This is a genomic window from Hydrogenophaga sp. (assembly GCF_050182545.1).
Lineage (GTDB): Bacteria > Pseudomonadota > Gammaproteobacteria > Burkholderiales > Burkholderiaceae_C > Hydrogenophaga.
Window position 1 is genome coordinate 219,940 of sequence record NZ_JBFXCD010000002.1, and the last position, 22,467, is coordinate 242,406.

Genomic DNA, 22,467 nt, shown 5'->3' on the forward strand with positions numbered 1-22,467 from the left:
CGATGGATGTCGGGACGCAATTTACCATTAACCAACCAATCGGTCGGCTAATTTTCTCCCCGGGGTGTCCCCGATATAGTGGTGGCCTTTTCATTGATCGCAGTCTGAGGAGACTTCATGACCACCGCCACCCCACCCGAATGCATCCAGGTACGCACCGAAGACCGCGTGGGCATCGTCACGCTCAACCGCCCCAAGCAGCTCAACGCGCTCAACAACCAGTTGATGGACGAACTTGGCGCCGCGCTCAAGGCCTTCGACGCCGACGACGGCATCGGCTGCATGATCGTCACCGGCAGTGAAAAGGCGTTTGCCGCCGGTGCCGACATCGGCGCCATGGCCACCTACAACTTTGCCGACGTCTACAAGGGCGACTACATCACCCGAAACTGGGAAACCATCCGCAGCGTGCGCAAGCCGGTGATCGCGGCCGTCAGCGGCTTTGCCCTGGGCGGCGGCTGCGAGCTGGCCATGATGTGCGACTTCATCATCGCGGCCGACAACGCCAAGTTCGGACAGCCCGAGATCAAGCTCGGCATCATCCCCGGCGCGGGCGGCACACAGCGGCTGCCCCGCGCGGTGGGCAAGGCCAAGACCATGGACATGGTGCTCACCAGCCGCATGATGGACGCGGTGGAGGCCGAACGTGCCGGGCTGGTCAGCCGCGTGGTGCCACTGGACAAGCTGATGGACGAGGCCCTGGGCGCTGCACTGGTCATCTGCGGCCTCTCGCTGCCCAGCGTGATGGCGGCCAAGGAAGCGGTGAACCGCTCGTTCGAAGGCACGCTCTCCGATGGCGTGATGTTCGAGCGCCGCCTGTTCCACGCCCTCTTCGCCACGGCCGACCAGAAGGAAGGCATGGACGCCTTCGTGAACAAGCGCAAGCCGGTGTTCCAGCACGGCTGAGCCCCCTCCAAAAGCTCGCTATAATGCGCGCTTCGCTGGCGATATAGCTCAGTTGGTTAGAGCGCAGCATTCATAATGCTGATGTCGGTGGTTCAAGTCCACCTATCGCCACCAGCAATTCGAAAGGCGGGTTCCGGCAACGGAGCCCGCCTTTTTCATTTCCGCGACGCCCCATGGCATTGAAATCCACCATCTTCAAGGCGAACCTGCAGATCGCCGACATCGACCACGGCTACTACGCCGACCACGCGCTCACCCTGGCCCGCCACCCCAGCGAGACCGACGAGCGCATGATGGTCCGGCTGGTGGCGCTGGCGATCCACGCGCACGAACTGCAGGACACCTGCCGCGGCGACGGCACGCTGGCCTTCGGCGCCGGTCTGTCCGACCCGGAAGATCCCGATGTGTCGCTGACCGACTTCACCGGCCGCAAGCGCCTGTGGATCGAGGTGGGACAGCCCGAGGACAAACCCCTGGCCAAGGCCTGCAGCAAGGCCGACGCGGTGGTGGTCTACGCCTTCGGCAGCGCGGCCGATGTGTGGTGGCGCGGCATCGAGGGCAAGCTCTCCCGGCTCGACCGGCTGCAGGCCTGGCGCCTGCCGACCGAGGTGGCGCCGGCGCTGGCCCAGCTCGCCGAGCGCAGCATGCAGTTGCAGGCCACGGTGCAGGAAGGCGCGCTCACGCTCTCCAGCGAGCGCGGCAGCGTGCACGTCGAGCCGCTGCGCTGGAAATAAGGCCGCCGCACCCAGCCCGCGCCATGCGCTGCCCGGTCTGCGAAGGTTCCGAGGGTCGGCCGTTCCAGGTCGTCGAAGGCCGTGCCTATGGCCGCTGCGGGCGCTGCGAAGCCACCTTCCTCCTGCCCGAACACTGGCCTTCCCCTGAGGCCGAACGCGCCGAGTACGCACTGCACCGCAATGCGGCCGACGACACGGGTTACCGCCGATTCCTGCAGACGGTGGCCGCCCCCCTGCTGCAACGCCTGGCGCCGGGGCAGCAGGGGCTCGACTACGGCTGTGGTCCTGGCCCGGTGCTGGCCTCGATGCTGCGCGAGGCCGGCCACGCGGTCGCGCTCTACGACCCGATCTACCAACCCGACCCCGCCACGCTGGCCGGCACCTACCACTTCATCACCTGCACCGAGGTGGCGGAACACTTCCACCGCCCGGCAGACGAGTTCCGGCGGCTGGATGCGCTGCTCGCGCCCGGCGGCTGGCTCGCGCTGATGACGCGCTTTCAGACCGATGACGCGCGCTTTGCGCAATGGCACTACCGCCGCGATCCGACCCATGTGGTGTTCTACCGCGAGGCCACGCTGCGCTGGCTCGCGCGACACCACGGCTGGCGCTGCGAGGTGCCATGTGCCAATGTGGCACTGATGCAAAAGTCCGTCACCGGCTGAGGGGCCGCTTGCAGTGCCCGTGAGACAATCAGCCGCGTGCGCACACGGGTGCCACGCCCCTTTCCACAGCCTCTGGACACATACCATGAACCGCTGCACGACCCCCACACCCTCCCGAACCCGCAGGACCGCTGCCGCCCTGGCGGCCACGATCGGCCTGGGCTTTTTCAGCGCCGGCACCGCGCACGCGCAAGCGGTGCAACGCAACTTCCCCGACAAGGCCCTGCGCGGCGAGATGGTGGTGGTGCAACCACCGTTGGTGGCGATGGACGACCGGCCCACGCGCCTCTCGCCGGGCGCCCGCATTCTGGACACCAGCAACCGGCTGGTGCGCTCGGCCACGCTGGTCAACCAGGAACTGGTGGTGAACTACACCATGGACCACCGGGGTCAGGTCCATCAGGTCTGGATCCTGACCGAGGCCGAGGCGAAGGAAAAGCGCCCGGGCTACGGCACACAGCGCAACTTCACATTCGAGTCGCAGCAGGCCACCCCGGCCGCCACATCGTCCAACTGAGGGCGGCGGCCCGCGCCGCACCGCCACCCGGGCCAGCACGCCTCCCGCGGCGGGCCGCGCCCATTCCCGACTGGAACACCCATGAGCAGAAAAGTCTTCATCAAAACCTTCGGTTGCCAGATGAACGAGTACGACTCGGACAAGATGGCCGACGTGCTGGGCGCTGCCCAGGGTTACGTGCCCACGCAGGACGTGGAGGAAGCCGATCTGATCCTGTTCAACACCTGCTCGGTGCGCGAGAAGGCGCAGGAGAAGGTGTTCAGCGACCTCGGCCGTGTGCGGCACCTGAAGGAAAAAGGCGTGCTGATCGGCGTGGGCGGCTGCGTGGCCAGCCAGGAAGGCGCCGAGATCATCAAGCGCGCGCCCTACGTGGACGTGGTGTTCGGCCCTCAGACCCTGCACCGCCTGCCCGAGATGCTGAACCAGCGCGCGCTGCAGGCGCTGCCGCAGGTCGACATCAGCTTCCCCGAGATCGAGAAGTTCGACCACCTGCCACCGGCCAGGGTCGATGGTGCCTCGGCCTTCGTCAGCATCATGGAAGGCTGCTCCAAGTACTGCAGCTACTGCGTCGTGCCCTACACGCGCGGCGAAGAAGTGAGCCGCCCGTTCGACGACGTGCTGGTGGAGGTGGCGGGCCTGGCCGACCAGGGCGTGAAGGAAGTGACCTTGCTGGGCCAGAACGTGAATGCCTACCGCGGCGCCATGGGAGAGACCAGCGAGATCGCCGATTTCGCGTTGTTGCTGGAGTACGTGGCCGACATTCCCGGCATCGAGCGCATCCGCTACACCACCAGTCACCCCAATGAATTCACCCCGCGCCTGATCGAGGCCTACGCGAAGATCCCGCAACTCGTGAACCACCTGCACCTGCCGGTGCAGCACGGCAGCGACCGCATTCTCATGGCGATGAAGCGCGGCTACACCGCCATGGAATACAAGAGCACGGTGCGCAAGCTGCGCGCGATCCGCCCCGAGCTGTCCCTGAGCAGCGACTTCATCGTCGGTTTCCCCGGCGAGACCGACGCCGACTTCGACAAGATGATGAAACTCATCCACGACGTCGGCTTCGACGCCAGCTTCAGCTTCATCTTCAGCCCGCGCCCGGGCACGCCCGCGGCCAACCTCGCCGACGACACACCGCACGCGGTAAAGCTCCAGCGCCTGCAGCACCTCCAGGCCGTGGTCGAGGACAACGTGCGCCGCATCAGCGCGTCGCGCGAGGGCACGGTGCAGCGCATCCTGGTGGAAGGCCGCTCGCGCAAGAGCGCCGACGAACTGATGGGCCGCACCGAATGCAACCGCATCGTCAATTTCGATGGAGGCCCGCAGGCCGCGCGCCTCGTGGGGCAGATGATCGATGTGCGCATCACCGAGACCCGGCCCCATTCGCTGCGCGGGGCGGTGCAGGTGCGGGAAGAAGCCGCGTCAGCGTGAAAGTGCCGCGCTTTTCGTTCCAGCAGCTGCTGCTGGTCGCCTTCCTGCTTATCGGCGCGCTGCTGGGCGCGGCCGCGCTGCGCGCCCTGTTTTCACTCGAAACCCTGATGGCGCAAAGCCGCGAGAGCGCCGCGCAGGCCATTGCGCTGTCGACCGCCGCACAATCGCTCTCCGAACGCAGTCTGACGATGGAGCGCGCGGCGCGCCAGTCGCTGGTGCTGCGCGACAGCCAGCTGCGCCGGCGCTTCGACGAAGCCTCGGGCAACGCCCGGGACATCCTGCGCCGCCTCGAGGACAACGAGCTGCCACCCGAGTACGCCACCAACTGGCGCGAGCAACTCGACGCCATCACCGAACTGCTCGACGGCCCACCCGAAACCGCGCTGGACCGCGAGCGCGACGTGGCTCGCGCGTTTCGCGAGATCGACGGCCACAGCGCCTCCATTGCGCAGAAGGTGCAGTCCATCATCGGCGCGCGCAACGACGCGCTGCAGGCGCGCTTCGAGACCAGCCGCCAGCAGCTCACCCAGCAGGTGGTGGGCTCGATCGGCATCGCCGCCCTGCTGGCGCTGGCCTTCGGTATCTGGCTGGCGCGGCCCTTCAAGCGGCTGGAGAAGGCGATCCAGGGACTCGGGGAAAACCGGCTCGACCTGCCCATCGACATACCAGGCCCGAGCGACGTGCGGCGCGTGAGCCAGCAGCTGGAATGGTTGCGGCTGCGCCTGACCGAACTCGACGCCGACAAGGCGCGCTTCCTGCGCCATGTCTCGCACGAGCTCAAGACGCCGCTGGCTTCGCTGCACGAAGGCGTGGCGGTGCTGGGCGACGGCGTGGCCGGCGCGCTCAACCCCAACCAGGCCGAGGTGGTGAACATCCTGCAGCACAACACGCAGTTGCTGCAGCACCAGATCGAGGCGCTGCTGCGCTTCAACGCCGCCGCCTTCGAGGCGCGCCAGCTGCGGCGCGAGCGCACCGACCTGCTGGCCCTGATCGAGGACCAGGTCGACAGCCAGCGCCTGCGCTGGCAGGCCCAGGCGCTGACGGTGCGCGTCGAAGGGGAGCCGGTCACGTTGCCACTGGACCGCGAGAAGATCGCCTCGGCCATTGGCAATCTGCTGTCCAACGCGATCCGTTTCTCGCCGCATGGCGGGCACATCCGGCTGGTGCTGAACAACCTGCCCGGGCGCGTGAGCGTCGACGTCGTGGACCAGGGTCCGGGTGTGGCCGACGTTGACCGCGACCGCATCTTCGAACCGTTCTACCGCGGTGCACGGCAGCCCCAGGACACGGTACGCGGCAGCGGTATCGGCCTGTCCATCGTGCACGAGTACATTCTGGCCCACGGTGGCCGCATCACCCTGCTGCCGCAGCGCCAGGGCGCCCACTTCCGCATCGACCTTCCCCATGTCCACTGACCATTCCCGGCCTCGCCCCGACCGCCGCCTTGCCCGCGCCGGCCATGGCGCCTGCGCGGCCCTGCTGAGCTTCTGGCTCGCCGCATGCGGCACTGCGCCCACCGCCACGGCAGACGAAAGCACGACGCCCGCGGTGGCGCCGGTGCCCCCGGTGCCGCCCCCCGCGGTCACACCGGTGCACCCTCCGCCGGTCGATCCGCCCCAGGTGCTCGACGCGCGCACGCCCCCCGTGCCCGACGTGCTCACCGCCTTGCTCACCTATGCGGAGCGCCTGCGCGCGCTCGGCGCCACCGAACTCGCCGCCGAGATCGTCGTGCAGGGCGACCCGGGCAACGCCCCCTTGCGCCAGATGCAACTCGCGCTGGCGCTGGCGCAGACCCAGGCACCGGCGGACACGGCGCGCGCGCTCGGCCTCGCGCAGCGCGTGGTCGCCCACCCCGGGACGGATAGCGTGCCGCTCAAGCCCCTGGCGCGCCTGCTGGTCAACCGCCTGATGGTCCAGCGGCGGCTCGAGGACACGGCCGATCGCCAGGCCCAGCAACTGCGCGATGCGCAACGCCGCATCGAGCAGCTCAGCGACCGCCTCGAAGCCATGCGCGCGATCGAGCGCAGCCTCACCACCCGCCCGCCGGTCAACCCACCCAACGGCGGCGCACGCCCCTCGCCGCCATGACAGCCACCACGCCGCGCGCGCGCCTGCTGGTCGTCGACGACGACGCCGACATGCTGCGCCTGCTGGCCATGCGGCTGGGTTCGGCGGGCTATCAGGTCACCTCGGTCGGTTCGGCCGAAGCCGCCCTGGCGCAACTCGACATCGAGCGCCCGCAGCTGGTGCTCTCCGACGTGCGCCTGCCCGGGCGCGATGGCCTGGCGCTGTTCGACGAGATCCGCGCGCGCCACCCCTCGCTGCCGGTGATCCTGCTCACCGCGCACGGCACCATCCCCGACGCGGTGGAGGCCACGGCGCGCGGCGTGTTCACCTACCTCACCAAACCCTACGACGCGAAGGAACTGCTCGAGAAGATCGCGCAGGCGCTGGCGCTGAGCGCCCCGACGAGCCAGAGCAGCCATGTTGACGAGGCCTGGCGCGGCGAGATCGTGAGCCGCTCCAACCGCATGGCCGACCTGCTGGCCGAGGCGCGCATGGTGGCGCAGTCCGACGCCAGCGTGCTGCTGCGCGGCGACTCCGGCACGGGCAAGGAGATGCTGGCCCGCGCCATCCACAAGGCCAGCGCGCGCGCGAGACGGCCTTTCATCGCGGTCAACTGCGGTGCAATCCCCGAGGCGCTGCTGGAGTCCGAGCTCTTCGGCCACATGAAGGGCGCCTTCACCGACGCCGTGGCCAACCACAAAGGCTTGTTCCAGGCGGCCGATGGCGGCACGCTGCTGCTGGACGAAATCGGGGACATGCCGCCGGCGCTGCAAGTCAAGCTGCTGCGCGTGTTGCAGGAGCGTGCGGTGCGCCCGCTGGGTTCGAGCCAGTCGATCCCGGTGGACGTGCGCATCGTCTCGGCCACGCACCGCAACCTCGAAGCCGCCATGGCCGAGGGCCAGTTCCGCGAGGACCTGTACTACCGGCTCAACGTCGTCACGCTCACCCTGCCGACGCTGGCCGAGCGGCGCGAGGACATCGCCCTGCTGGCCAACCACTTCCTCGCGAAGCTGGCCGCCAAATACGGCAAGCGCAGCTCGGGCTTTGCACCCGAGGCCCTCAAGGCACTGACCATGGCGGCCTGGCCCGGCAACGTGCGCCAGCTCTACAACGTGGTCGAACAGGTCTGCGCGCTCTCGACCACGCCGCTGGTGTCGCTCGCGCTGGTGCAGCGCGCGCTGCGCACGCCCTCGGTGGAGGTGCTCAGCTTCGCCGATGCCAAGCAGCGCTTCGAGCGCGCCTATCTCGTCGACCTGCTCAAGATGACCGACGGCAACGCCGCCGACGCGGCCCGTCTGGCCCAGCGCAACCGCACCGAGTTCTACCGCCTGCTGCAGAAGCACGCGCTCACGCCGGGCCTGTTCAAGAGCGACGCCGCAACCGGCTCCCCGGACGCTGCGGGCGATGCTGTCGCCGAAGAGTGACAGCGCAACAGCCTTGTTTTTGCTGGGTTTTTTTGCGCACGTCGCACAGCTTGTCGCCATCCGGCGACAAAAACACGGGGCTGAGTCCTTTCGGCAGGCGGTTTGACCCGCAGAACACATCCGGATACGCACAAAAGTGTTGATCCGTATGGTTTTTCTGGCCTTGGCACAGGGTTTGCCCTTATACCGGCATGCCCATTGCGATCCGCCCGTTTTTCACCGCCCGACGCCCGCGCGGCTGGGCCGTGTCCGGTGCCCTGCTGCTCCTGCTGTGCGGGGCGTCGGCCCACGCCCAGCGCCTTGACTGGGACAGCCTGAGCCAGCTCGCGCAAAACCGCGCGCGGCAGCCCTTCGTGGCAAACAGCGACAAGCTGCCCGCCGAACTGGCAAGCATCACCTACGACCAGCTGCGCGACATCCGCTTCAAGACGGCGCAGTCCGTCTGGCGCAACGACAAGCTGCCGTTCGAGGCCCAGTTCTTCCACCTCGGCCTGTACCAGACCGAGCCGGTGCGCATCCACGAACTCCTGCCCGACGGCAGGGTGAACCACCTGCCCTACCGCACAGCCGATTTCGACTACGGCAACAACCGCTTCGACACCAGCGCCTGGGCTGACCTCGGTCATGCGGGCTTTCGCCTGCACTACCCGCTCAACGGCGCCGCCTACAAGGACGAGCTGGTGGTATTCCAGGGCGCGAGCTACTTCCGCGCGCTCGGCGCCGGCCAGGGCTATGGCCTGTCGGCGCGCGGCCTGGCCATCGACACGGTCGGTGGCAACGGCGAGGAGTTCCCGCGTTTCACCGAGTTCTGGCTGCAGCGCCCGGCCGCCGGCGCGACCGAGGTCACCGTGTTCGCCCTGCTCGAATCGCCGCGCGCCACCGGCGCCTACCGTTTCGTGATCCGTCCCGGCCAGCAGACCACCACCACGGTGAATGCGCGCATCTACCTGCGCGCCGGCGCCGGCCCGGTGAACACCCTGGGCATCGCCCCGCTCACCAGCATGTTCCTCTCGGGCGAGAACCAGCCGATGCCGGGCGACTTCCGCCCCGAGGTGCACGACTCCGACGGCCTGATGATGGTCAGCGGCGAGGGCGAGTGGCTGTGGCGCCCGCTGCAGCGCCCCAAGGCCGTCACGGTCAGCTCCTTCACCCTGCGCAACCCGCGCGGCTTCGGCCTGATGCAGCGCGACCGCGCCTTCACCAGCTACGAGGACGTGGAGGCGCGCTACGAGCGCCGCCCGAGCGCCTGGGTCAAACCCCTGGGCGACTGGGGTGCCGGCCGCGTGGAACTGGTGCAACTGCCCGCGCCCGACGAGACGCACGACAACGTCGTTGCCTACTGGGTGCCGGCGCAACTGCCCGCGGCCGGCGAACCGCTGGAGTTGAGCTACGAACTGGCCTGGCAGGGCGACGAGCAACAGCGCCCGCCTTCGAGCTGGGTGACGCAGACGCGCCTCGGCTACGGATTCACCCGGCTCTCAGTGGCCGAGCAGGCGCGCCAGCCGCAGTACGTGATCGATTTCACCGGCCCCGCGCTGCAGGCCCTGCCTGCCGATGCGCCGGTGAAGGCCGTCGTCACCGCCAGCGCCAACGGGCGCGTGCTCGAAACCCTGGCCTACCCCAACCCTGCCACGCGCAGCTGGCGCGTGACCCTGCGCGTCGAGCGCGTGGACGCGGCGCAGCCGGTCGAGCTGCGCGCCTTTCTGCAACACCACAACGACACCGTGAGCGAAACATGGACACATCTGCTGCTACCCGAATGAACCCCACCGCACCAGAGCGCATCCTGGCCACTTCGCAACACCGCGGCGTGCTGCGCGAGGAGCGTCACCCCAATGCCGTGACGGCACCGCCCATCAACCGTGGCTCCATGGTGCCGCGCCCCTGGCGCGGCTTCTGGAACAGCATCGGCACGGCCGTGCTGAGCACCGCGAGTCGGGCCCTGCCGCCGCGCACACCGGCCGCCGCGACCACTGCCGCCACGCCACGCCCCGCCTGGCAGGCCGCGGCCAACCGCCGCAGGGCGGTGTTCGCCCTGCTCACCGTATTGAGCACGGCGTTCGCCACCAGCCTGTTCGCCGACGCCCAGCCCGTGCACGACAACCCCTGGCTGCAGTACGGCCAGCTCGCCCTGTTCGGCCTGCTCTCGGCCTGGGTCGTGACCGGTTTCGTCACCGCCCTGATGGGCTTCTGGGTCTCGCTCTACGGCGACCGCCACACCCTGCGCGCCGCCGACGTGCGCGACCATGCGATGAACCCTGACGCGCGCACGGCGGTCATCATGCCCATCTGCAATGAGGACGTGGCCACCGTGTTCGCCGGCCTGCGCGCCACCTGCGAATCGCTCGCCGCCACCGGCCACGCCGGTCAGTTCGACGTGTTCGTGCTCTCCGACAGCCACGACCCCCAGATCGCCAAAGCCGAGCGCACCGCCTGGGAAGACCTGCGCGCCGCGCTCGCCGCCCAGCCCGAGCTGCCGCAGATCGAGGTGTACTACCGCCTGCGCACGCGCCGCACGCACCGCAAGGCCGGCAACGTGGCCGACTTCTGCCGCCGCTGGGGCAAGGACTACCGCTACATGGTGGTGCTCGACGCCGACAGCGTCATGAGCGGCAGTTGCCTGGTCTCCATGGTCAAGCTGATGGAGGCCCACCCCCAGGCCGGCATCGTGCAGACCGCCACGCAGGCCATCGGCCACGCCACGCTGCACGCGCGCGCGCAGCAGTTCGGCTCGCGCGTGACGGGCCGCCTGTTCACGCTGGGCATGCAGTTCTGGCAACTGGGCGAGTCGCACTACTGGGGCCACAACGCCATCATCCGCGTCGAGCCCTTCATGAAACATTGCGCGCTGGCCCCCATCAAGGGCACGGGCGGCATGTCCGGCGGCATCCTGTCGCACGACTTCGTCGAAGCCGCGCTGATGCGCCGCGCGGGCTACCACGTGTGGCTTGTCTCCGATCTCACCGGCAGCTACGAGCAGCAGCCGCCCGACCTGTTGAGCGAACTGCAGCGCGACCGCCGCTGGTGCCAGGGCAACCTGCAGAACTCGCGCCTCATGGCCGAGCCCGGCATCCACCGCGTGCACCGCGCGATGTTCGCCATCGGCGCCATGTCCTACCTGTCGGCGCCGCTGTGGCTGGCTTTCCTGAGCATCGGCACCGCCCTGTGGACCGCGGGTGGTCCGAGCACCGTCCCCACCTGGCAGGCCGTGCCCGACGAGCTGCGTGCCCTGTGGATGTGGACGCTCACCATGCTGTTCATGCCACGCGTGCTGGGCCTGCTGGCGGTGTTCATGAAGGGCGAGCAGAAGTCCTTCGGCGGCACGGCCGGCCTGCTCGGCAGTTCGGCGGTGGAGACGCTGCTGGCCGTGATGCAGGCACCCATCCGCATGCTGGCGCATTCGCTGTTCGTGCTGGTGGCGATCACCGGTCTGAAGCTGGAGTGGAAGTCGCCCCCGCGCGAAGCCGCCGGCGTGAGCTGGCGCGACGCCGTGGCCCGGCTGGCGCCGATGACGCTGGTGATCGGTCTGCTGGCCCTGGGCGTGGCGGTGATCAACGCGAGCGCGCTGATCTGGCTCGCGCCGGTGGCCCTGCCGCTGCTGCTGGCGGTGCCGCTGACGGTGGCCACCAGCCACGTGGACCTGGGTGCCTGGATGCGTTCGCGCGGCGTGCTGCTGGTGCCCGAGGAGTCGTGGTCACCCGCTGTGCTGCGCCGCGCCTGGCGGCACGCCAGCCGGCTGGGTTTGCCACAGGCCGCTTGATGGGCAGGCTCCCGGCCTCTACCCGCCGGGTGGGCGGGCGGAAGTCACCACTCGCCTGATGCGAGGTCTCAGAGCGCTGCAGCTACGAGCGACGAGACGACCACCACCCCCCAAGCTGGTTCACCACCAGCCCCAAGAGCACCAGCCCCGTGCCCAACCACTGCAGCGGCAGCGGCCATTCGCCAAAGAACATCCACGCGGCCCACAAACCCACCACCGGCACCAGCAGCGAAAACGGTGTGACGCGCCCCGCCGGGTGGCGCTTGAGCAGGCGCGTCCACAGGCTGTAGGCCAGCAGCGTGGCCAGCCAGGCCAGGAACAGCACCGCAAGCACCGCCGGCCAGGTGATGCCGGCGAGCTGATCCTGCAGCGCGCGCGGCCCGTCCATCCACAGCGCCAGCGCCACGAAGGGCAGGATGGGAAACACGCTGCTCCAGACGATGAAGGGGAAAGGCTCGTAGTCGGCCACCCGGCTGGCCAGGCGCGCGACCAGGTTGGAGACGGCCCACATGAAGGCCGCCGAGAGCGTGAGCACAAAGCCCGCCAGGGTCATCTGCCCTGGCCCCTCGCCGTGCGCGGTGGCGATCAGCAGCAAGCCCAGCAGGGCCACCACCAGCCCCAGGCCCTGCGACCAGCGGGCGCGCTCACCCAGCACCGGCACCGCCAGCAGCAGCGTGAAGAAGGCCTGCGTCTGCATCACCACCGACGCCATGCCCGCCGTCATGCCCAGTTGCAAGCCCAGGAACAGAAAACCAAACTGGCCCAGGCCCTGCGCCAGACCATAGCCGGCCACGTAACGCCAGGGCAGGCGCGGGAACCGGACGAACAGCAGGAACGGCAGCGCGGCGGCGGCAAAGCGCAACGCGCCGAGCAGCATCGGGCCGATGCCCTGCAGACCGACCTTCATCACCACGAAATTCAGGCCCCAGATGACCACCACCGCGAGGGCGCGCAGCAGATCGCCGCGCGAAAGAGGCAAGGCGTTCATGCGGACGGCTGCTTCACCGGACGGCCCTGCGCGGTGCGCGCGGCGACGAAGGATTCGAAGGCCTCGGCGCTGGTCTTGCGGGGCGTGTAGCCGAAGCGCTCCTTGAGCGCGGTGTTGAGCAGCACAGGGCGGTAGCGCAGGAAGTCCAGTTGCTCGGGCCCATAGCGGCTCACACCCAGCATCGAGCCCACGCGCAGCGCGGCGCGCAGCAAGCCGGCCGGCAACACGCGCGGCTTCTTGTTCAGACGCTGCGCAATCTCGAACAGCGTGAGCGCGCCATCGCCCGCTAGGTTGTAGCAGCCGGGCACGCCCTGTCCGCCAAGCGCGTGCAGGATGGCGCCGGACACGTCCTCGTCCCACACGAACACGAAAGGGCTGTCGCTGCCGGCGATGGCCAGGATGCGCGGCTTCTCGAACAGCGCGGTGATCTGGTTGTCCACCCGTTCGCCCAGGATGGTGCCGATGCGCAGCACGGTCTGCAGCAGCGCGGGGTGGTTCGCGCGCGCCCTGGCCAGCATCTCCTCGACCAGGCGCTTGTGGTGCGCATAGGCAAACACCTCGTTGCCGCGCAGAGGATGGTCTTCGGTCAGCCAGGCCGGGTTGTCGGCGTGGTAGCCATAGGCCGCGCCGCTGGACGACACCACCAGGTGCTGCACGCTGTGCGCCAGGCAGGCGCGGATGACGTTGCGCGTGCCGCCCACGTCCACGGCGTATTCGAACGCGCGGTTCGACCCCTTGCCCGGCGTGACGATGGAGGCCAGGTGCACCACGGTGTCGATCGCGTGCAGGGCCACGGTGTCGGCCAGCGCCGGCGCGCGCACATCCTGCTGCACGTAGGTCACATTGGGCACGCGGCGCTCGGGTGGCACCTCGCGCACATCGACCGCCACCAGGTGCTGCACGTGCGGCTGGCGCACCAGTGCCTCGACCAGGCCACGCCCCAGAAAACCGTCGGCACCGGTGACCAGCACGCGCCGGGCCATGGGCGCCCGCTCGATCGCGCCCATCATGGGCGCGGGGCGGTCGGCACCGCCGGCACGCCGCCCTGCAAGGGCCTGCGCGACCACCAGCCCGCCAGCAGCAGGCCGGCGATGATGTCCCAGAAGCCCCAGACACCGGCCACCACCGCCATGCCGCCCAGGCCACCGAAGAAGCTGAAGATCAGCACCAGGCCCAGGCCGGCGTTGCGGATGCCGACCTCGATGGAGAGCGCGCGGCGGTCGTAGTCGGGCAGGCCGGCGGCGCGCGCGATGGCGTAGCCCGTGCCGAAGGCCAGCGCGTCGTGGATCACCACCGCCAGCAGCACCAGGCCCACGTAATCCAGGAAGTAGCGCCAGTTGCCGGCGATCGCGCCGACGATAAAGGCGATGAGCGCGAGAAAGCTCAGGATGCGCACGGGCTTCTTGAAGCGCGCCGTCCAGTTCGGGAAACGGTGCGCGCACCACAGCCCCAGCACGAAGGGCGCGCCGATGATGAGCAGGATGTGGCCCACCATTTCGAGCGGGTCCAGCGCAATCGTTTTGAGCAGCGGCGCGGCCGTGGGGTGGATGCCGCCCCAGAAGGCGAAGTTCAGCGGCATGGCGACGATGGCAATCGCGTTGGACACCGCCGTCATCGACACGCTCAGCGCCACGTTGCCGTTGGCGCGGTGGGTGAGGATGTTGCTCACGTTGCCCGGCGGGCAGCAGGCCACCAGGATCATGCCCAGCGCAATGCTCGGGCCGGGCTGCAGCAGCAGCGTGAGCGCGTAGGTGATGGCCGGCAGCGCGATGAACTGCGCGACGATGCCGACCGTGAACGCCAGCGGCATGCGCGCGACGCGGCGGAAGTCGTCGATGCGCGTGTCCAGCGCGATGCCGAACATCAGAAACGCCAGCACGCCGTTGAGCACCGCGAGCGAGGCGGGGTTGAAGTTCAGGCGAATCTCGTCCACGGGCAGCATCGGGTGTCTCCTGTGTGTGGGTGATCAGGCCAGCGCCCCGGCGGCCTGGCGCACCGCCTTGCGGTAAGCGTCCTTGTTCACGTAGTAGGCCATGCGTTCGAGCTGCAGGTACTTGTAGCCGCCCGACAGATCCGGCGGCGGGCCGGCCTTCGCGGCCTTGAGCGCGGCCGCGGCCGCCGAGCCCGCGTCCAGCCCCTTGAAGTAGCGCGCCACCAGCTCGGCCTGCTCGTAGCGGCCCTGCCAGCCGAGGCCGCTGGCCTCGACCATGCCGAGCACGGCCAGGCGGTCGAAACGCGGCGCGAAGATGTTGAGGTAGAGCGACGGCGCCATGCCCTGCCAGTTGAGCAGCGCGTGGTCCAGGAAGGGGTAGTGCAGCTTGTAGCCAGTGGCTGCGAGCACCAGGTCGTAGTCACCCTGGCTGCCGTCCCTGAAGTGCACGGTGTGGCCGTCGAGGCGCGCGATGTCGGCGCGCACGCCCACGTCGCCGTGACCGATGTGGTACAGGATGAGCGAGTTCACCACCGGGTGCGACTCGTACATCTTGTAGGCCGGCCTGGGGAAGCCGAAACGCACCGGGTCGCCGGTGAACCATTTGAGGATGGTGCTGTCGATGCGCTGCTTGAGCCAGGGTGGCAGCGTGATCTTGCCGCCAATGGAATCGGCCGGCTTGCCGAACACGTACTTGGGCACGAAGTAGTAGCCACGCCGCACCGAGATGTCCACGCTGCGCGCCTGGTGCACCGCGTCCACGGCGATGTCGCAACCCGAGTTGCCGGCGCCGACGATCAGCACGCGCTTGTCCCGGAACTGGTCGGCGTGCTTGTAGGCCGAGGTGTGCAGCAGCTCACCCGCGAACTCCCCTTCGAACCGCGGCATGTTGGGTTCGGCCAGTGTGCCGTTGGCCACCACCACACCCTTGTAGTCGGCCGTGGTCTGCTGGCCATTGGCGTCCTCGGTGGTCACGCGCCAGAGCGTGTCGGGCGCGTCGCTGACCGGCGTGACCTTGAGCACGCGCGTGCCGAAGCGGAAATGCGCGCGCAGGCCGAAGTGGTCGGCGAAGGCGCTGAAGTAGTCCAGCAGTTCGCGGTGGCTGGGGTAGTCGGCCACGTGGTCGGGCATGGGGAATTCGCTGAACTCCGTCATGCGCTTGCTGGAGATCAGGTGCGCCGAGGCGTACACCGTGGAGCGCGGGTTGTGGATGTTCCACAGGCCGCCCACGTCGGTGTGGGCCTCGAAGCCCTGGAAGGCGATGCCGTGCTTCTGCAGGCAGCGCGCCCCGGCCAGGCCCGAGGGGCCCGCGCCGATGAGGGCAATCTGTTGTTGTGTCGAAGTGGTCATGGTGCGCGGCGGTGCATCTTCAAGGGACATCGCGGAACCGGCTTCGCCGGGCCGCAGATGTCACCCTCTTGAGGGGGTCGCGCGGAGCGCGGCGGGGGTGTTTCATTTCAAGCCGGGGATGTCGGTGGCGCCCGGTTCGCCGGCGCGGGGCTTGCGTGGCTGGCCGAGCAGGATGCGGTCGTGCAGGCGCGCGGGCAACAGGCCCAGCGCTCGCGAGAGCCAGCCGATGCGCCGGGGCAGCACGATGTGTTCGGTGCCCGCGGCCACGCCCGCGAGCAGGCGCCGCGCGGCCTCCCCGGGCTCAAGCAGGCCGGGCATGGCAAAGCGGTTGCCGGCGGTGAGCGCGGTGCGCAGGTAGCCCGGGCTGACGGTGTGCACGCGCAGCGCGCTCGGGCGCAGCTCGGCGCGCAGGCTCTGCAGGTAGGCGATCAGCCCGGCCTTGCTCGCGCAGTAGGCGCCATTGCCCGGCATGCCGCGCCAGCCGGCCACGCTGGCCACGCCCACCAGCGCGCCGCGCCGGCCGCTCTCGCGCATGGGTGTCAGAAACGGCTGGAAGGTGGTGGCCACGCCGAGCAGGTTGATCTCCAGCATGCGGCGCATCACGGCCAGGTCGCTCGCCTGCGCGGTGTCGAAACCGCCGGCGACGCCGGCGTTGGCGATCACAAGGTCGGGCGCGCCGAAACGGCCCATCCAGTCCGCCGCCATGGCCTGCATGGCCTGGCTGTCGGAGACGTCGGGCTGGTAGATGGCGCAACGGCCCGGCGCGAGCGCGGCGAGTGTCTCCAGCGCCGGGCGATGAAGACCCACCAGCGCCACGCGCGCGCCGCTGTCGATCAGCGCCCGCGCCAGCGCCTGGCCCAGGCCGCCGCAGGCGCCGGTCACCACGGCGTTGTGATAGCTCGGAGTGATCAAACCACCCATCTCCTCGAAGTTGTGCCCGCAATGTAGGCGGCACTAGAATTTGTCTCGAATTAATTTAAAGAATCGTCTCATTTTTCGAGATATGATCACCGAAACCGACAACAGCCCGGGCCTGCGGCTCATGGCCCTGCTGGACCTGCTCACGCGCCAGGAGCGTCCGCTGGCGCTGCCCGAGGTGGTCGATCTGAGCGGCTGGCCCAAGCCCACGGTACACCGCATGCTGGTGCAGCTGGAAGCCGGTGGCTGGCTGCTGCGCGAGCCCGACGGGCGCCGTTTCGCGCTCGCGCCGCGCCTGCTGCGTTTTGCCGAGGCCACGCTGAGCGCGAGCACGCTGCAGGGCGTGCGGCACTCGGTCTTGCGCCAGCTGGTGGCCGAGGTGGGCGAGAGCTGCAACCTGACCGCGATGTCGGGCGCGGAGGTGGTCTACCTCGACCGTGTGGAGTCGGCGTTTCCCCTGCGGCTCGAACTGCGCCCCGGCACGCGCGTGCCGGCGCACTGCTCGGCCAGCGGCAAGCTGTTCCTGGCCTGGATGGGTGCGCGCCAGCGCCGCGCGTTGCTCGACGGCCTCGCGCTCACGCGCTACACCGCACACACGCTGACCGAGCGCGCGGCACTGGACGCCGAGCTGGACGCGATCCGGCGCGACGGTCATGCGGTGGACGCCGAGGAATTCGTCGAAGGGCTGGTGTGCGTGGCGGTGCCGGTGCTGGCACCGGGCAAGCGCACGGTGCGTTGCGCGCTGGCGCTGCAAGCCCCCGCAGCACGCATGACGCTGGCGCAGGCCCGCCTGCAACTGCCGCGCCTGCAGTCGGCGGCGCAGGCGATGGCGCGCACGCTGGGCTGAGCCCCGCGTGCCGGCGCGCTTCAACGGTCGAAGTACAGCGCCAGGGCATTCGCCCCGGTGATGCGTGCGCGCTCGCTGGCGTCGGGGACGACTTCGCTCAGCCAGTCGATGGTGCTCTGGTAGGTCGTGGACTCGGCGCCCACGAAGGGGCAGTCGCTGGCCCACACCAGGTGCTCCAGGCCCGCCTGACGGCACAGTTCACGCGCCTGTTCCGTGGCCTGTGGCCCCAGGCGGTAGGCGCCCGAAAGCTTCACCCAGGTGCGCCCCTTTTCGATGGAACGCACCATGGCCTTGAAGCCTTCGCTGTGGATGCCCTGCACCGGGTCCGGACGGCCGATGTGGTCGATGACGATCTTCACGCCCGAACGCTCGAGCAGCGGCAACACCTGCGGGATGCGTGGCCCGTCGAGGTGCAGGTGCACATGCCAGTTCAATTCGTTGAGCCGGTAGAGGAACTTGCGCCAGGCCCAGCTGTCGAGGTCGGGCAGCGCCTTCATGCTGATGAAGGGCAGGCGCACACCGACGATGCCATCGCGGGCCATCTGCTCCAGCAGGTAGCGATCGGTGCGCTCGGGGTCGAGGATCGCGGTGCCGCGCCAGCGCGGGCGGTGGCGCACGGCGTCGATGATGTAGTCGTTGCAGTCGCCCCAGGGGCTGGCGGCAGCGATCACGCAGAACTGCACGCCGTGCGCGTCCAGGGTGGCCTGCAACTGCTCGGCGCTGAAGCTGTAGTCGGGGCTGTGGCGCGGATCAGGCACCAGGGGCATGCCGCGGTGGAACACGTGCACGTGGGCATCGACCAGGGGCGCCTCGGTCGGGGTATCGGACGTCAATCGGCTTCCTTGAAAAAGAACGGGTGAAAGCGCAGCGGATGTTCAGGACAGCTTGATGTTGGCCCGGGCGATGACCTGTGCCCACTTCGCGGTGTCGCGGCGGAACACCTCGGCCTGCTCGGCGGACGTGCTGGGGCTGGCCTCGGTGCCCAGGTCAAGCAGGCGCTGGCGCACATCGGGCATCTGCATCTCCGCCTGCATGTGGCCATTGAGCAGTTGCACCGCGCTGGCGGGAGAGCCGGCGGTGGCATACAGCGCGTTCCAGCCAGTGACGACGTAGTTGGGCAGACCCGCTTCCACGACCGTGGGGACCTCTGTCAGCCAGGGCGTGCGCGTCGGGCCGGTGGTGGCCACCACGCGCACCTGTCCGCCATCGACCGCGCCCTTGAGCGCGGCATAGGACTCGAAGGCCACGTCGACATCGCCGCGCAGCACGCTGGTGAGCACCTGGGGCGTGCTCTTGTGCGGGATCACGCTGGCGTTGAGACCGGCAACGGACTTGAACAGCTCGGCCGACAGGTTCTGGGTGCTGCCCGGGTTGATGCTGCCCAGCAGCAACGGCCGCTCCCGCCCGGCGGCAAGCAGCTTGGACAGATCGGTCAGCGGTCCGTCCTTGCGCGTGATGAGGATGAGGTCGAACAAGGCCATGCGCGAGATCGGCATGAAGTCAACCTCGGGGTCGTGATCGAGCTTGAACAGCGTCTTGGCGATGGTCGTGCCGTTGGAGAACACGATGAGCGTGTGTCCGTCGCGGGGTGCGGCCAGCGCCGCATTCGCTGCCACCACGCCACCCGCACCCGGGCGGTTCTCGACCACCCAGGGCTGGCCCGTGCGCTCGCTGAGCTTCTGCGCCACCAGGCGCATGGAAATGTCGGCCAGGCCGCCCGGACCGAACGGCACGATCACCTGGACCGGGCGCGAGGGATACGCGGACTGGGCGAGCACGCCGCCCGTGCCGGCGGCCAGGGCCAGCGCGGCGCTGCCCTTGATGAAGTCGCGGCGCTGGGTGGGATGCGACAGGGGAAATGAAAGGGCCGGCGGGCGGCGGTGTGGTGCGGTCATGGCTTGTCTCCTGGGTGTCGGAGAAAGTCTAGGTGGCACCGGATGCGGGAACAAATGAATTGTTCTTGCCCATCCATGCGCCAGATTCATCTGGCGCCGTGCGAGCGGGGTCAGGGAACGGTGATCCGCTCCCGTATCAGGGCCACCGCGCGGTCTTTCAGAAAGGCTTCCTGCTCGCTCAACGCGGCATCGCGGCGCATGATCACCGCCAGCGTGCGCGCCACCAGCGGTGCCTCCAGCGGCACCACCGCCACGCCGGGACCGGGAGCGGCCACGAGCAGGGGCACGACGGTCAGGCCCAGTCCGCCGCGCACCATTTCCACCGCCATCGCGGTGTGCTGGGCTTCCAGGCGCCAGCGCAGCTGCTCGCGCAAGGCACCCAGCGATTCGTCGATCGTGGTGCTGTTGCCCGAGGTCATGCTGATGCGGATCAGCGCCTCGCCGCGCAGGTCGTCCCAGCGCACGCTGGCGTGGCGGGTCAGCGCATGCCCCTCGGGGCAGAGCAGCACGAAGGGCTCTTCGCCGATGCGCTCGATGGCGAGTTCGGGGTGCGTGGTCTGGGCACGGAACACGCTGATGCCGAACGCGGCGGTGCGCGAGTCCACGAGTTCGAGGATTTCATGGATGCTGCTGTCGAACACGCGCACCGGCGTGTCGGGCCAGCGCTCGCGGCATTCGCGCAGCACGTCGATGAACACACCGGATGCGAGCGTGGGCAGGCAGGCCAGCACCAGCCAGTTGTTGGCGTTCTGCCCGTGCTTGCGCACGGTCTCGCAGGAAGCGCCCAGTTCCTGCACCGCGTTGCGCGCGCGCGGCAGCAGTGCCCGGCCCGCATCGGTCAGCGACACCTCGCGCGTGGTGCGCGCGATCAGCCGCACACCGAGCGTCTCCTCCAGCTTGCGCATGCGGTGGCTGACGGCGGTCTGCGACAGGTTGAGCTGGGCCGCCGCGAGCTGGAAGCTGCCGCACTCGACGATGGCGAGAAAGGCCTGGATGCCCAGGAAGTCAATCGGCATGGGTCAATGGTGTGGTCAGGCCCGGATGAAGCGCGTTCATCGGCGGATGCAAACAAATCATTTGTGGGTGAGGAGAGCCGGTGGTGTACTGCGCGCCTCGCGCTGCCCCCCATCCCTGACGGAGACCCACCCCATGTCCTGCTTTTCATCGCGCTCGCGCTGGTTCACGATTATGGTCGCGATCAGCGTCGCGGCACTCACCCTGTCATTGCCCGCGCGCGCGGCCTACCCCGACCAACCGATCCGGCTGGTCGTGCCGTTCCCCGCGGGCGGCACCGTCGACTTCGTGGCCCGCATGGTCGCCACCCAGCTGGGCCAGCAACTGGGGGCAACGGTGGTGGTGGAAAACCTGCCGGGCGCCGGCGGCACCATCGCCGCGGCCCGGGTCGCCAAGGCCCCGGCGGATGGCCACACCCTGCTGTTCGCCACGCCCAACCACACGATCAACCCGGCGCTGACCCCCAACCTGCCGTTTGACACCGAGAAGGACCTCGCCCCGGTCTCGCTGGTGGCCGAAATTCCCGAACTGCTGGTGGCCAACAGCACGCAGCCGTTCAACACCTTCTCGGAATTCGTGGCCTACGCCAGGGCCAACCCGGACAAGCTGAACTACGCCTCCGCCGGCAACGGCACCTTGCCGCACATCACCATGGAACTGCTGCTGCAGCGCGTGGGCGCGCGCGTCACGCACGTGCCGTACCGGGGCGCCGCCCCCGCGATGAACGACCTGCTCGGTGGCGTCGTGGCGGTGAAGATGGACACCATCGCCACCGCCACGCAGCACATCAAGTCCGGCAAGCTCAAGCCGCTGGCCATTGCCAGCCTGCGCCGCTCGCCATTGATGCCCGACGTGCCAACGGTGGCCGAATCGGGCCTCCCCGGCTACCAGGGCATCCTGTGGATGGGCATCCTCGCGCCGGCCGGCACGGAGGCCGCACGCATCACCCGGCTGCACCAGGCGATCACCGCGTTCGCACGGACACCGGCCTTCCAGGACAAGCTCAAGGCCGACGGTGTGGACACCGTGGCCAGCGATCCCGACGCCTTCGCCAGGCTCATCCGCACCGAACTGGGCCAATGGGCCGAGGTCGTTCGCAATTCGCAGATCAAGGCGGACTGATGCCTTCGTCACCCGGCTCACCACCCCTGACCCAACCACCGGACCACCAACCGCGCCGGCCCGCCACGGCCTGCCCGCCAGGGGCCATCGACTGCCATATCCACCTCTTTGGTCCCGCGGCGCAGTACCCGTTCCACCCGGACAGCAAGTACGTGTCGGCAGACGCGACACCGCAGATGCACATGCACCTGCAGGACACGCTGGGCCTGGCCGGAGCGGTGGTGGTCAGCGGCGGTGGCTATGGCCGCGACACCACCCACCTGAGCGCGGTGCTGGCACTGCACCCGGGCCGCTTCAAGGGCGTGGCCCTGCTGCCGGACGATGTGACACGCGCGGACCTCAAGCGCCTGGACGCCCTGGGCGTTCGCGGTGCGCGCTTCGTGAGCCCCGGGCACCGCGGCGCACTGCCCCGGCTGGACGCGCGCATCGCAGGCCTGGTGGCCGACCTGGGCTGGCACGTGCAGTTCTATCCTTGCGGCGACGACCTGCCCACCTTTGCCGGCGCGCTGCGGGCGCTGCCCAACGCCGCCATCGTGCTCGACCATTTCGCTGCGATTCCAGCCTCGGGCGGAGTCGTTCAGCCAGCCTTCCAGTGCCTGCTGGAACTGCTGGACACCGGCCGCTTCTGGGTCAAGCTCTCGGGGCCGATGCGCTGCACGCCCGGCGATTTTCCCTACGCAGACGTCACGCCACTGGCGCGGGCGCTGGTCGCCGCCGCGCCCCACCGGCTGGTCTGGGGCACCGACTGGCCCCACGTGAACATGAACGGGCGTGGCATGCCCAACGACGGCGATCTGTTCGATCTGCTGGCGCAATGGGTGCCGGATGCCGCGGTGCGCGAGCGCATCCTCGTCGACAACCCGCGCGCGCTCTACGGGCCTTTCGGGCCCTGAAGC

At 69.1% G+C, this 22,467-nt stretch carries 21 protein-coding genes and 1 tRNA gene; 14 read left to right on the forward strand and 8 right to left on the reverse strand.

What is annotated here, in order from left to right:
• The first annotated feature begins 117 nt into the window (after positions 1-117).
• From AB7P10_RS03115 to mdoH, 11 genes are all read left to right on the forward strand, one after another.
• Positions 118-906 (forward strand): enoyl-CoA hydratase, encoded by a 789-nt coding sequence (locus AB7P10_RS03115; protein WP_428292378.1) that lies wholly within the window; start codon positions 118-120, stop codon positions 904-906.
• Positions 907-943: 37 nt separating this feature from the next.
• A tRNA-Met gene (locus AB7P10_RS03120) sits at positions 944-1,020 on the forward strand.
• A gap of 59 nt (positions 1,021-1,079) precedes the next feature.
• Entirely contained in the window at positions 1,080-1,640 is a 561-nt protein-coding gene (locus AB7P10_RS03125; protein ID WP_428292379.1) for a YaeQ family protein, read from the forward strand.
• 23 nt (positions 1,641-1,663) lie between these two features.
• Positions 1,664-2,305, forward strand: a complete 642-nt coding sequence (locus AB7P10_RS03130) for a class I SAM-dependent methyltransferase (protein WP_428292380.1) — start codon at positions 1,664-1,666, stop codon at positions 2,303-2,305.
• A gap of 85 nt (positions 2,306-2,390) precedes the next feature.
• On the forward strand, positions 2,391-2,822 hold the full coding sequence (locus AB7P10_RS03135; protein ID WP_428292381.1) for a hypothetical protein: 432 nt from the start codon (positions 2,391-2,393) through the stop codon (positions 2,820-2,822).
• Between the two features lie 81 nt (positions 2,823-2,903).
• Entirely contained in the window at positions 2,904-4,256 is a 1,353-nt protein-coding gene (gene miaB, locus AB7P10_RS03140; RefSeq protein ID WP_428292382.1) for a tRNA (N6-isopentenyl adenosine(37)-C2)-methylthiotransferase MiaB, read from the forward strand.
• Positions 4,253-5,671, forward strand: a complete 1,419-nt coding sequence (locus AB7P10_RS03145; RefSeq protein ID WP_428292383.1) for a sensor histidine kinase — start codon at positions 4,253-4,255, stop codon at positions 5,669-5,671. Before miaB ends, AB7P10_RS03145 begins: the two co-directional genes overlap by 4 nt.
• Entirely contained in the window at positions 5,661-6,344 is a 684-nt protein-coding gene (locus AB7P10_RS03150; protein ID WP_428292384.1) for a hypothetical protein, read from the forward strand. The genes AB7P10_RS03145 and AB7P10_RS03150 overlap by 11 nt, the downstream gene beginning before the upstream one ends.
• Positions 6,341-7,747 carry a sigma 54-interacting transcriptional regulator gene (locus AB7P10_RS03155; protein ID WP_428292385.1) on the forward strand — a complete coding sequence of 469 codons (1,407 nt, stop codon included), beginning with the start codon at positions 6,341-6,343 and terminating at the stop codon, positions 7,745-7,747. Before AB7P10_RS03150 ends, AB7P10_RS03155 begins: the two co-directional genes overlap by 4 nt.
• A gap of 191 nt (positions 7,748-7,938) precedes the next feature.
• Positions 7,939-9,510 carry a glucan biosynthesis protein G gene (locus tag AB7P10_RS03160; protein ID WP_428292386.1) on the forward strand — a complete coding sequence of 524 codons (1,572 nt, stop codon included), beginning with the start codon at positions 7,939-7,941 and terminating at the stop codon, positions 9,508-9,510.
• Positions 9,507-11,507, forward strand: coding sequence for a glucans biosynthesis glucosyltransferase MdoH (gene mdoH / locus AB7P10_RS03165; protein ID WP_428292387.1), 2,001 nt, complete (start codon positions 9,507-9,509; stop codon positions 11,505-11,507). The genes AB7P10_RS03160 and mdoH overlap by 4 nt, the downstream gene beginning before the upstream one ends.
• 82 nt (positions 11,508-11,589) lie before the next feature.
• On the opposite strand, the gene AB7P10_RS03170 is transcribed toward mdoH, so the two are convergent.
• From AB7P10_RS03170 to AB7P10_RS03190, 5 genes are all read right to left on the reverse strand, one after another.
• A complete protein-coding gene (locus AB7P10_RS03170) occupies positions 11,590-12,495 on the reverse strand; it encodes an EamA family transporter (protein ID WP_428292388.1) in 906 nt (301 codons plus the stop codon).
• The gene (locus AB7P10_RS03175) at positions 12,492-13,505 is read right to left on the reverse strand and encodes an SDR family oxidoreductase (protein ID WP_428292389.1); all 1,014 of its coding nucleotides are present in this window, start codon (positions 13,503-13,505) and stop codon (positions 12,492-12,494) included. The genes AB7P10_RS03170 and AB7P10_RS03175 overlap by 4 nt, the downstream gene beginning before the upstream one ends.
• Positions 13,502-14,437, reverse strand: a complete 936-nt coding sequence (locus AB7P10_RS03180) for a bile acid:sodium symporter family protein (protein WP_428292390.1) — start codon at positions 14,435-14,437, stop codon at positions 13,502-13,504. The genes AB7P10_RS03175 and AB7P10_RS03180 overlap by 4 nt, the downstream gene beginning before the upstream one ends.
• A 24-nt stretch (positions 14,438-14,461) precedes the next feature.
• Positions 14,462-15,775, reverse strand: a complete 1,314-nt coding sequence (locus tag AB7P10_RS03185) for a flavin-containing monooxygenase (protein ID WP_428292391.1) — start codon at positions 15,773-15,775, stop codon at positions 14,462-14,464.
• A gap of 102 nt (positions 15,776-15,877) precedes the next feature.
• Complete coding sequence (locus tag AB7P10_RS03190) at positions 15,878-16,687, reverse strand: SDR family oxidoreductase (protein ID WP_428292392.1); 810 nt, start codon at positions 16,685-16,687, stop codon at positions 15,878-15,880.
• A gap of 91 nt (positions 16,688-16,778) precedes the next feature.
• Between AB7P10_RS03190 and AB7P10_RS03195 the strand changes: the two genes are divergently transcribed.
• Complete coding sequence (locus AB7P10_RS03195; RefSeq protein ID WP_428292393.1) at positions 16,779-17,540, forward strand: IclR family transcriptional regulator; 762 nt, start codon at positions 16,779-16,781, stop codon at positions 17,538-17,540.
• Positions 17,541-17,560: 20 nt separating this feature from the next.
• Here the strand turns inward: AB7P10_RS03195 and AB7P10_RS03200 are convergent, their stop codons facing one another.
• The 3 genes from AB7P10_RS03200 to AB7P10_RS03210 all read right to left on the reverse strand — a co-directional run bounded on the left by AB7P10_RS03200 (position 17,561) and on the right by AB7P10_RS03210 (position 20,451).
• Positions 17,561-18,373: an amidohydrolase family protein gene (locus AB7P10_RS03200; protein WP_428292394.1), complete on the reverse strand. Its 813-nt coding sequence runs from the start codon at positions 18,371-18,373 to the stop codon at positions 17,561-17,563.
• 42 nt (positions 18,374-18,415) lie between these two features.
• Positions 18,416-19,435, reverse strand: coding sequence for a Bug family tripartite tricarboxylate transporter substrate binding protein (locus AB7P10_RS03205; protein ID WP_428292395.1), 1,020 nt, complete (start codon positions 19,433-19,435; stop codon positions 18,416-18,418).
• Between the two features lie 110 nt (positions 19,436-19,545).
• Positions 19,546-20,451: a LysR family transcriptional regulator gene (locus AB7P10_RS03210; protein ID WP_428292396.1), complete on the reverse strand. Its 906-nt coding sequence runs from the start codon at positions 20,449-20,451 to the stop codon at positions 19,546-19,548.
• A gap of 133 nt (positions 20,452-20,584) precedes the next feature.
• Here AB7P10_RS03210 and AB7P10_RS03215 point away from each other — a divergent pair, with 133 nt between their 5' ends.
• Both AB7P10_RS03215 and AB7P10_RS03220 read left to right on the forward strand, forming a co-directional pair.
• Positions 20,585-21,571, forward strand: coding sequence for a tripartite tricarboxylate transporter substrate binding protein (locus tag AB7P10_RS03215; RefSeq protein ID WP_428292397.1), 987 nt, complete (start codon positions 20,585-20,587; stop codon positions 21,569-21,571).
• On the forward strand, positions 21,571-22,464 hold the full coding sequence (locus AB7P10_RS03220) for an amidohydrolase family protein (protein WP_428292398.1): 894 nt from the start codon (positions 21,571-21,573) through the stop codon (positions 22,462-22,464). Before AB7P10_RS03215 ends, AB7P10_RS03220 begins: the two co-directional genes overlap by 1 nt.
• Positions 22,465-22,467 lie beyond the last annotated feature (3 nt).

Bases quoted from the DNA above. Each gene is read 5' to 3' on its own strand.
- AB7P10_RS03115 (WP_428292378.1), top strand. From the start codon at position 118: ATGACCACCGCCACCCCACCCGAATGCATCCAGGTACGCACCGAAGAC.
- AB7P10_RS03125 (WP_428292379.1), top strand. From the start codon at position 1,080: ATGGCATTGAAATCCACCATCTTCAAGGCGAACCTGCAGATCGCCGAC.
- AB7P10_RS03130 (WP_428292380.1), top strand. From the start codon at position 1,664: ATGCGCTGCCCGGTCTGCGAAGGTTCCGAGGGTCGGCCGTTCCAGGTC.
- AB7P10_RS03135 (WP_428292381.1), top strand. From the start codon at position 2,391: ATGAACCGCTGCACGACCCCCACACCCTCCCGAACCCGCAGGACCGCT.
- miaB (WP_428292382.1), top strand. From the start codon at position 2,904: ATGAGCAGAAAAGTCTTCATCAAAACCTTCGGTTGCCAGATGAACGAG.
- AB7P10_RS03150 (WP_428292384.1), top strand. From the start codon at position 5,661: ATGTCCACTGACCATTCCCGGCCTCGCCCCGACCGCCGCCTTGCCCGC.
- AB7P10_RS03155 (WP_428292385.1), top strand. From the start codon at position 6,341: ATGACAGCCACCACGCCGCGCGCGCGCCTGCTGGTCGTCGACGACGAC.
- AB7P10_RS03160 (WP_428292386.1), top strand. From the start codon at position 7,939: ATGCCCATTGCGATCCGCCCGTTTTTCACCGCCCGACGCCCGCGCGGC.
- mdoH (WP_428292387.1), top strand. From the start codon at position 9,507: ATGAACCCCACCGCACCAGAGCGCATCCTGGCCACTTCGCAACACCGC.
- AB7P10_RS03170 (WP_428292388.1), bottom strand. From the start codon at position 12,495: ATGAACGCCTTGCCTCTTTCGCGCGGCGATCTGCTGCGCGCCCTCGCG.
- AB7P10_RS03175 (WP_428292389.1), bottom strand. From the start codon at position 13,505: ATGATGGGCGCGATCGAGCGGGCGCCCATGGCCCGGCGCGTGCTGGTC.
- AB7P10_RS03180 (WP_428292390.1), bottom strand. From the start codon at position 14,437: ATGCTGCCCGTGGACGAGATTCGCCTGAACTTCAACCCCGCCTCGCTC.
- AB7P10_RS03185 (WP_428292391.1), bottom strand. From the start codon at position 15,775: ATGACCACTTCGACACAACAACAGATTGCCCTCATCGGCGCGGGCCCC.
- AB7P10_RS03195 (WP_428292393.1), top strand. From the start codon at position 16,779: ATGATCACCGAAACCGACAACAGCCCGGGCCTGCGGCTCATGGCCCTG.
- AB7P10_RS03205 (WP_428292395.1), bottom strand. From the start codon at position 19,435: ATGACCGCACCACACCGCCGCCCGCCGGCCCTTTCATTTCCCCTGTCG.
- AB7P10_RS03210 (WP_428292396.1), bottom strand. From the start codon at position 20,451: ATGCCGATTGACTTCCTGGGCATCCAGGCCTTTCTCGCCATCGTCGAG.
- AB7P10_RS03215 (WP_428292397.1), top strand. From the start codon at position 20,585: ATGTCCTGCTTTTCATCGCGCTCGCGCTGGTTCACGATTATGGTCGCG.
- AB7P10_RS03220 (WP_428292398.1), top strand. From the start codon at position 21,571: ATGCCTTCGTCACCCGGCTCACCACCCCTGACCCAACCACCGGACCAC.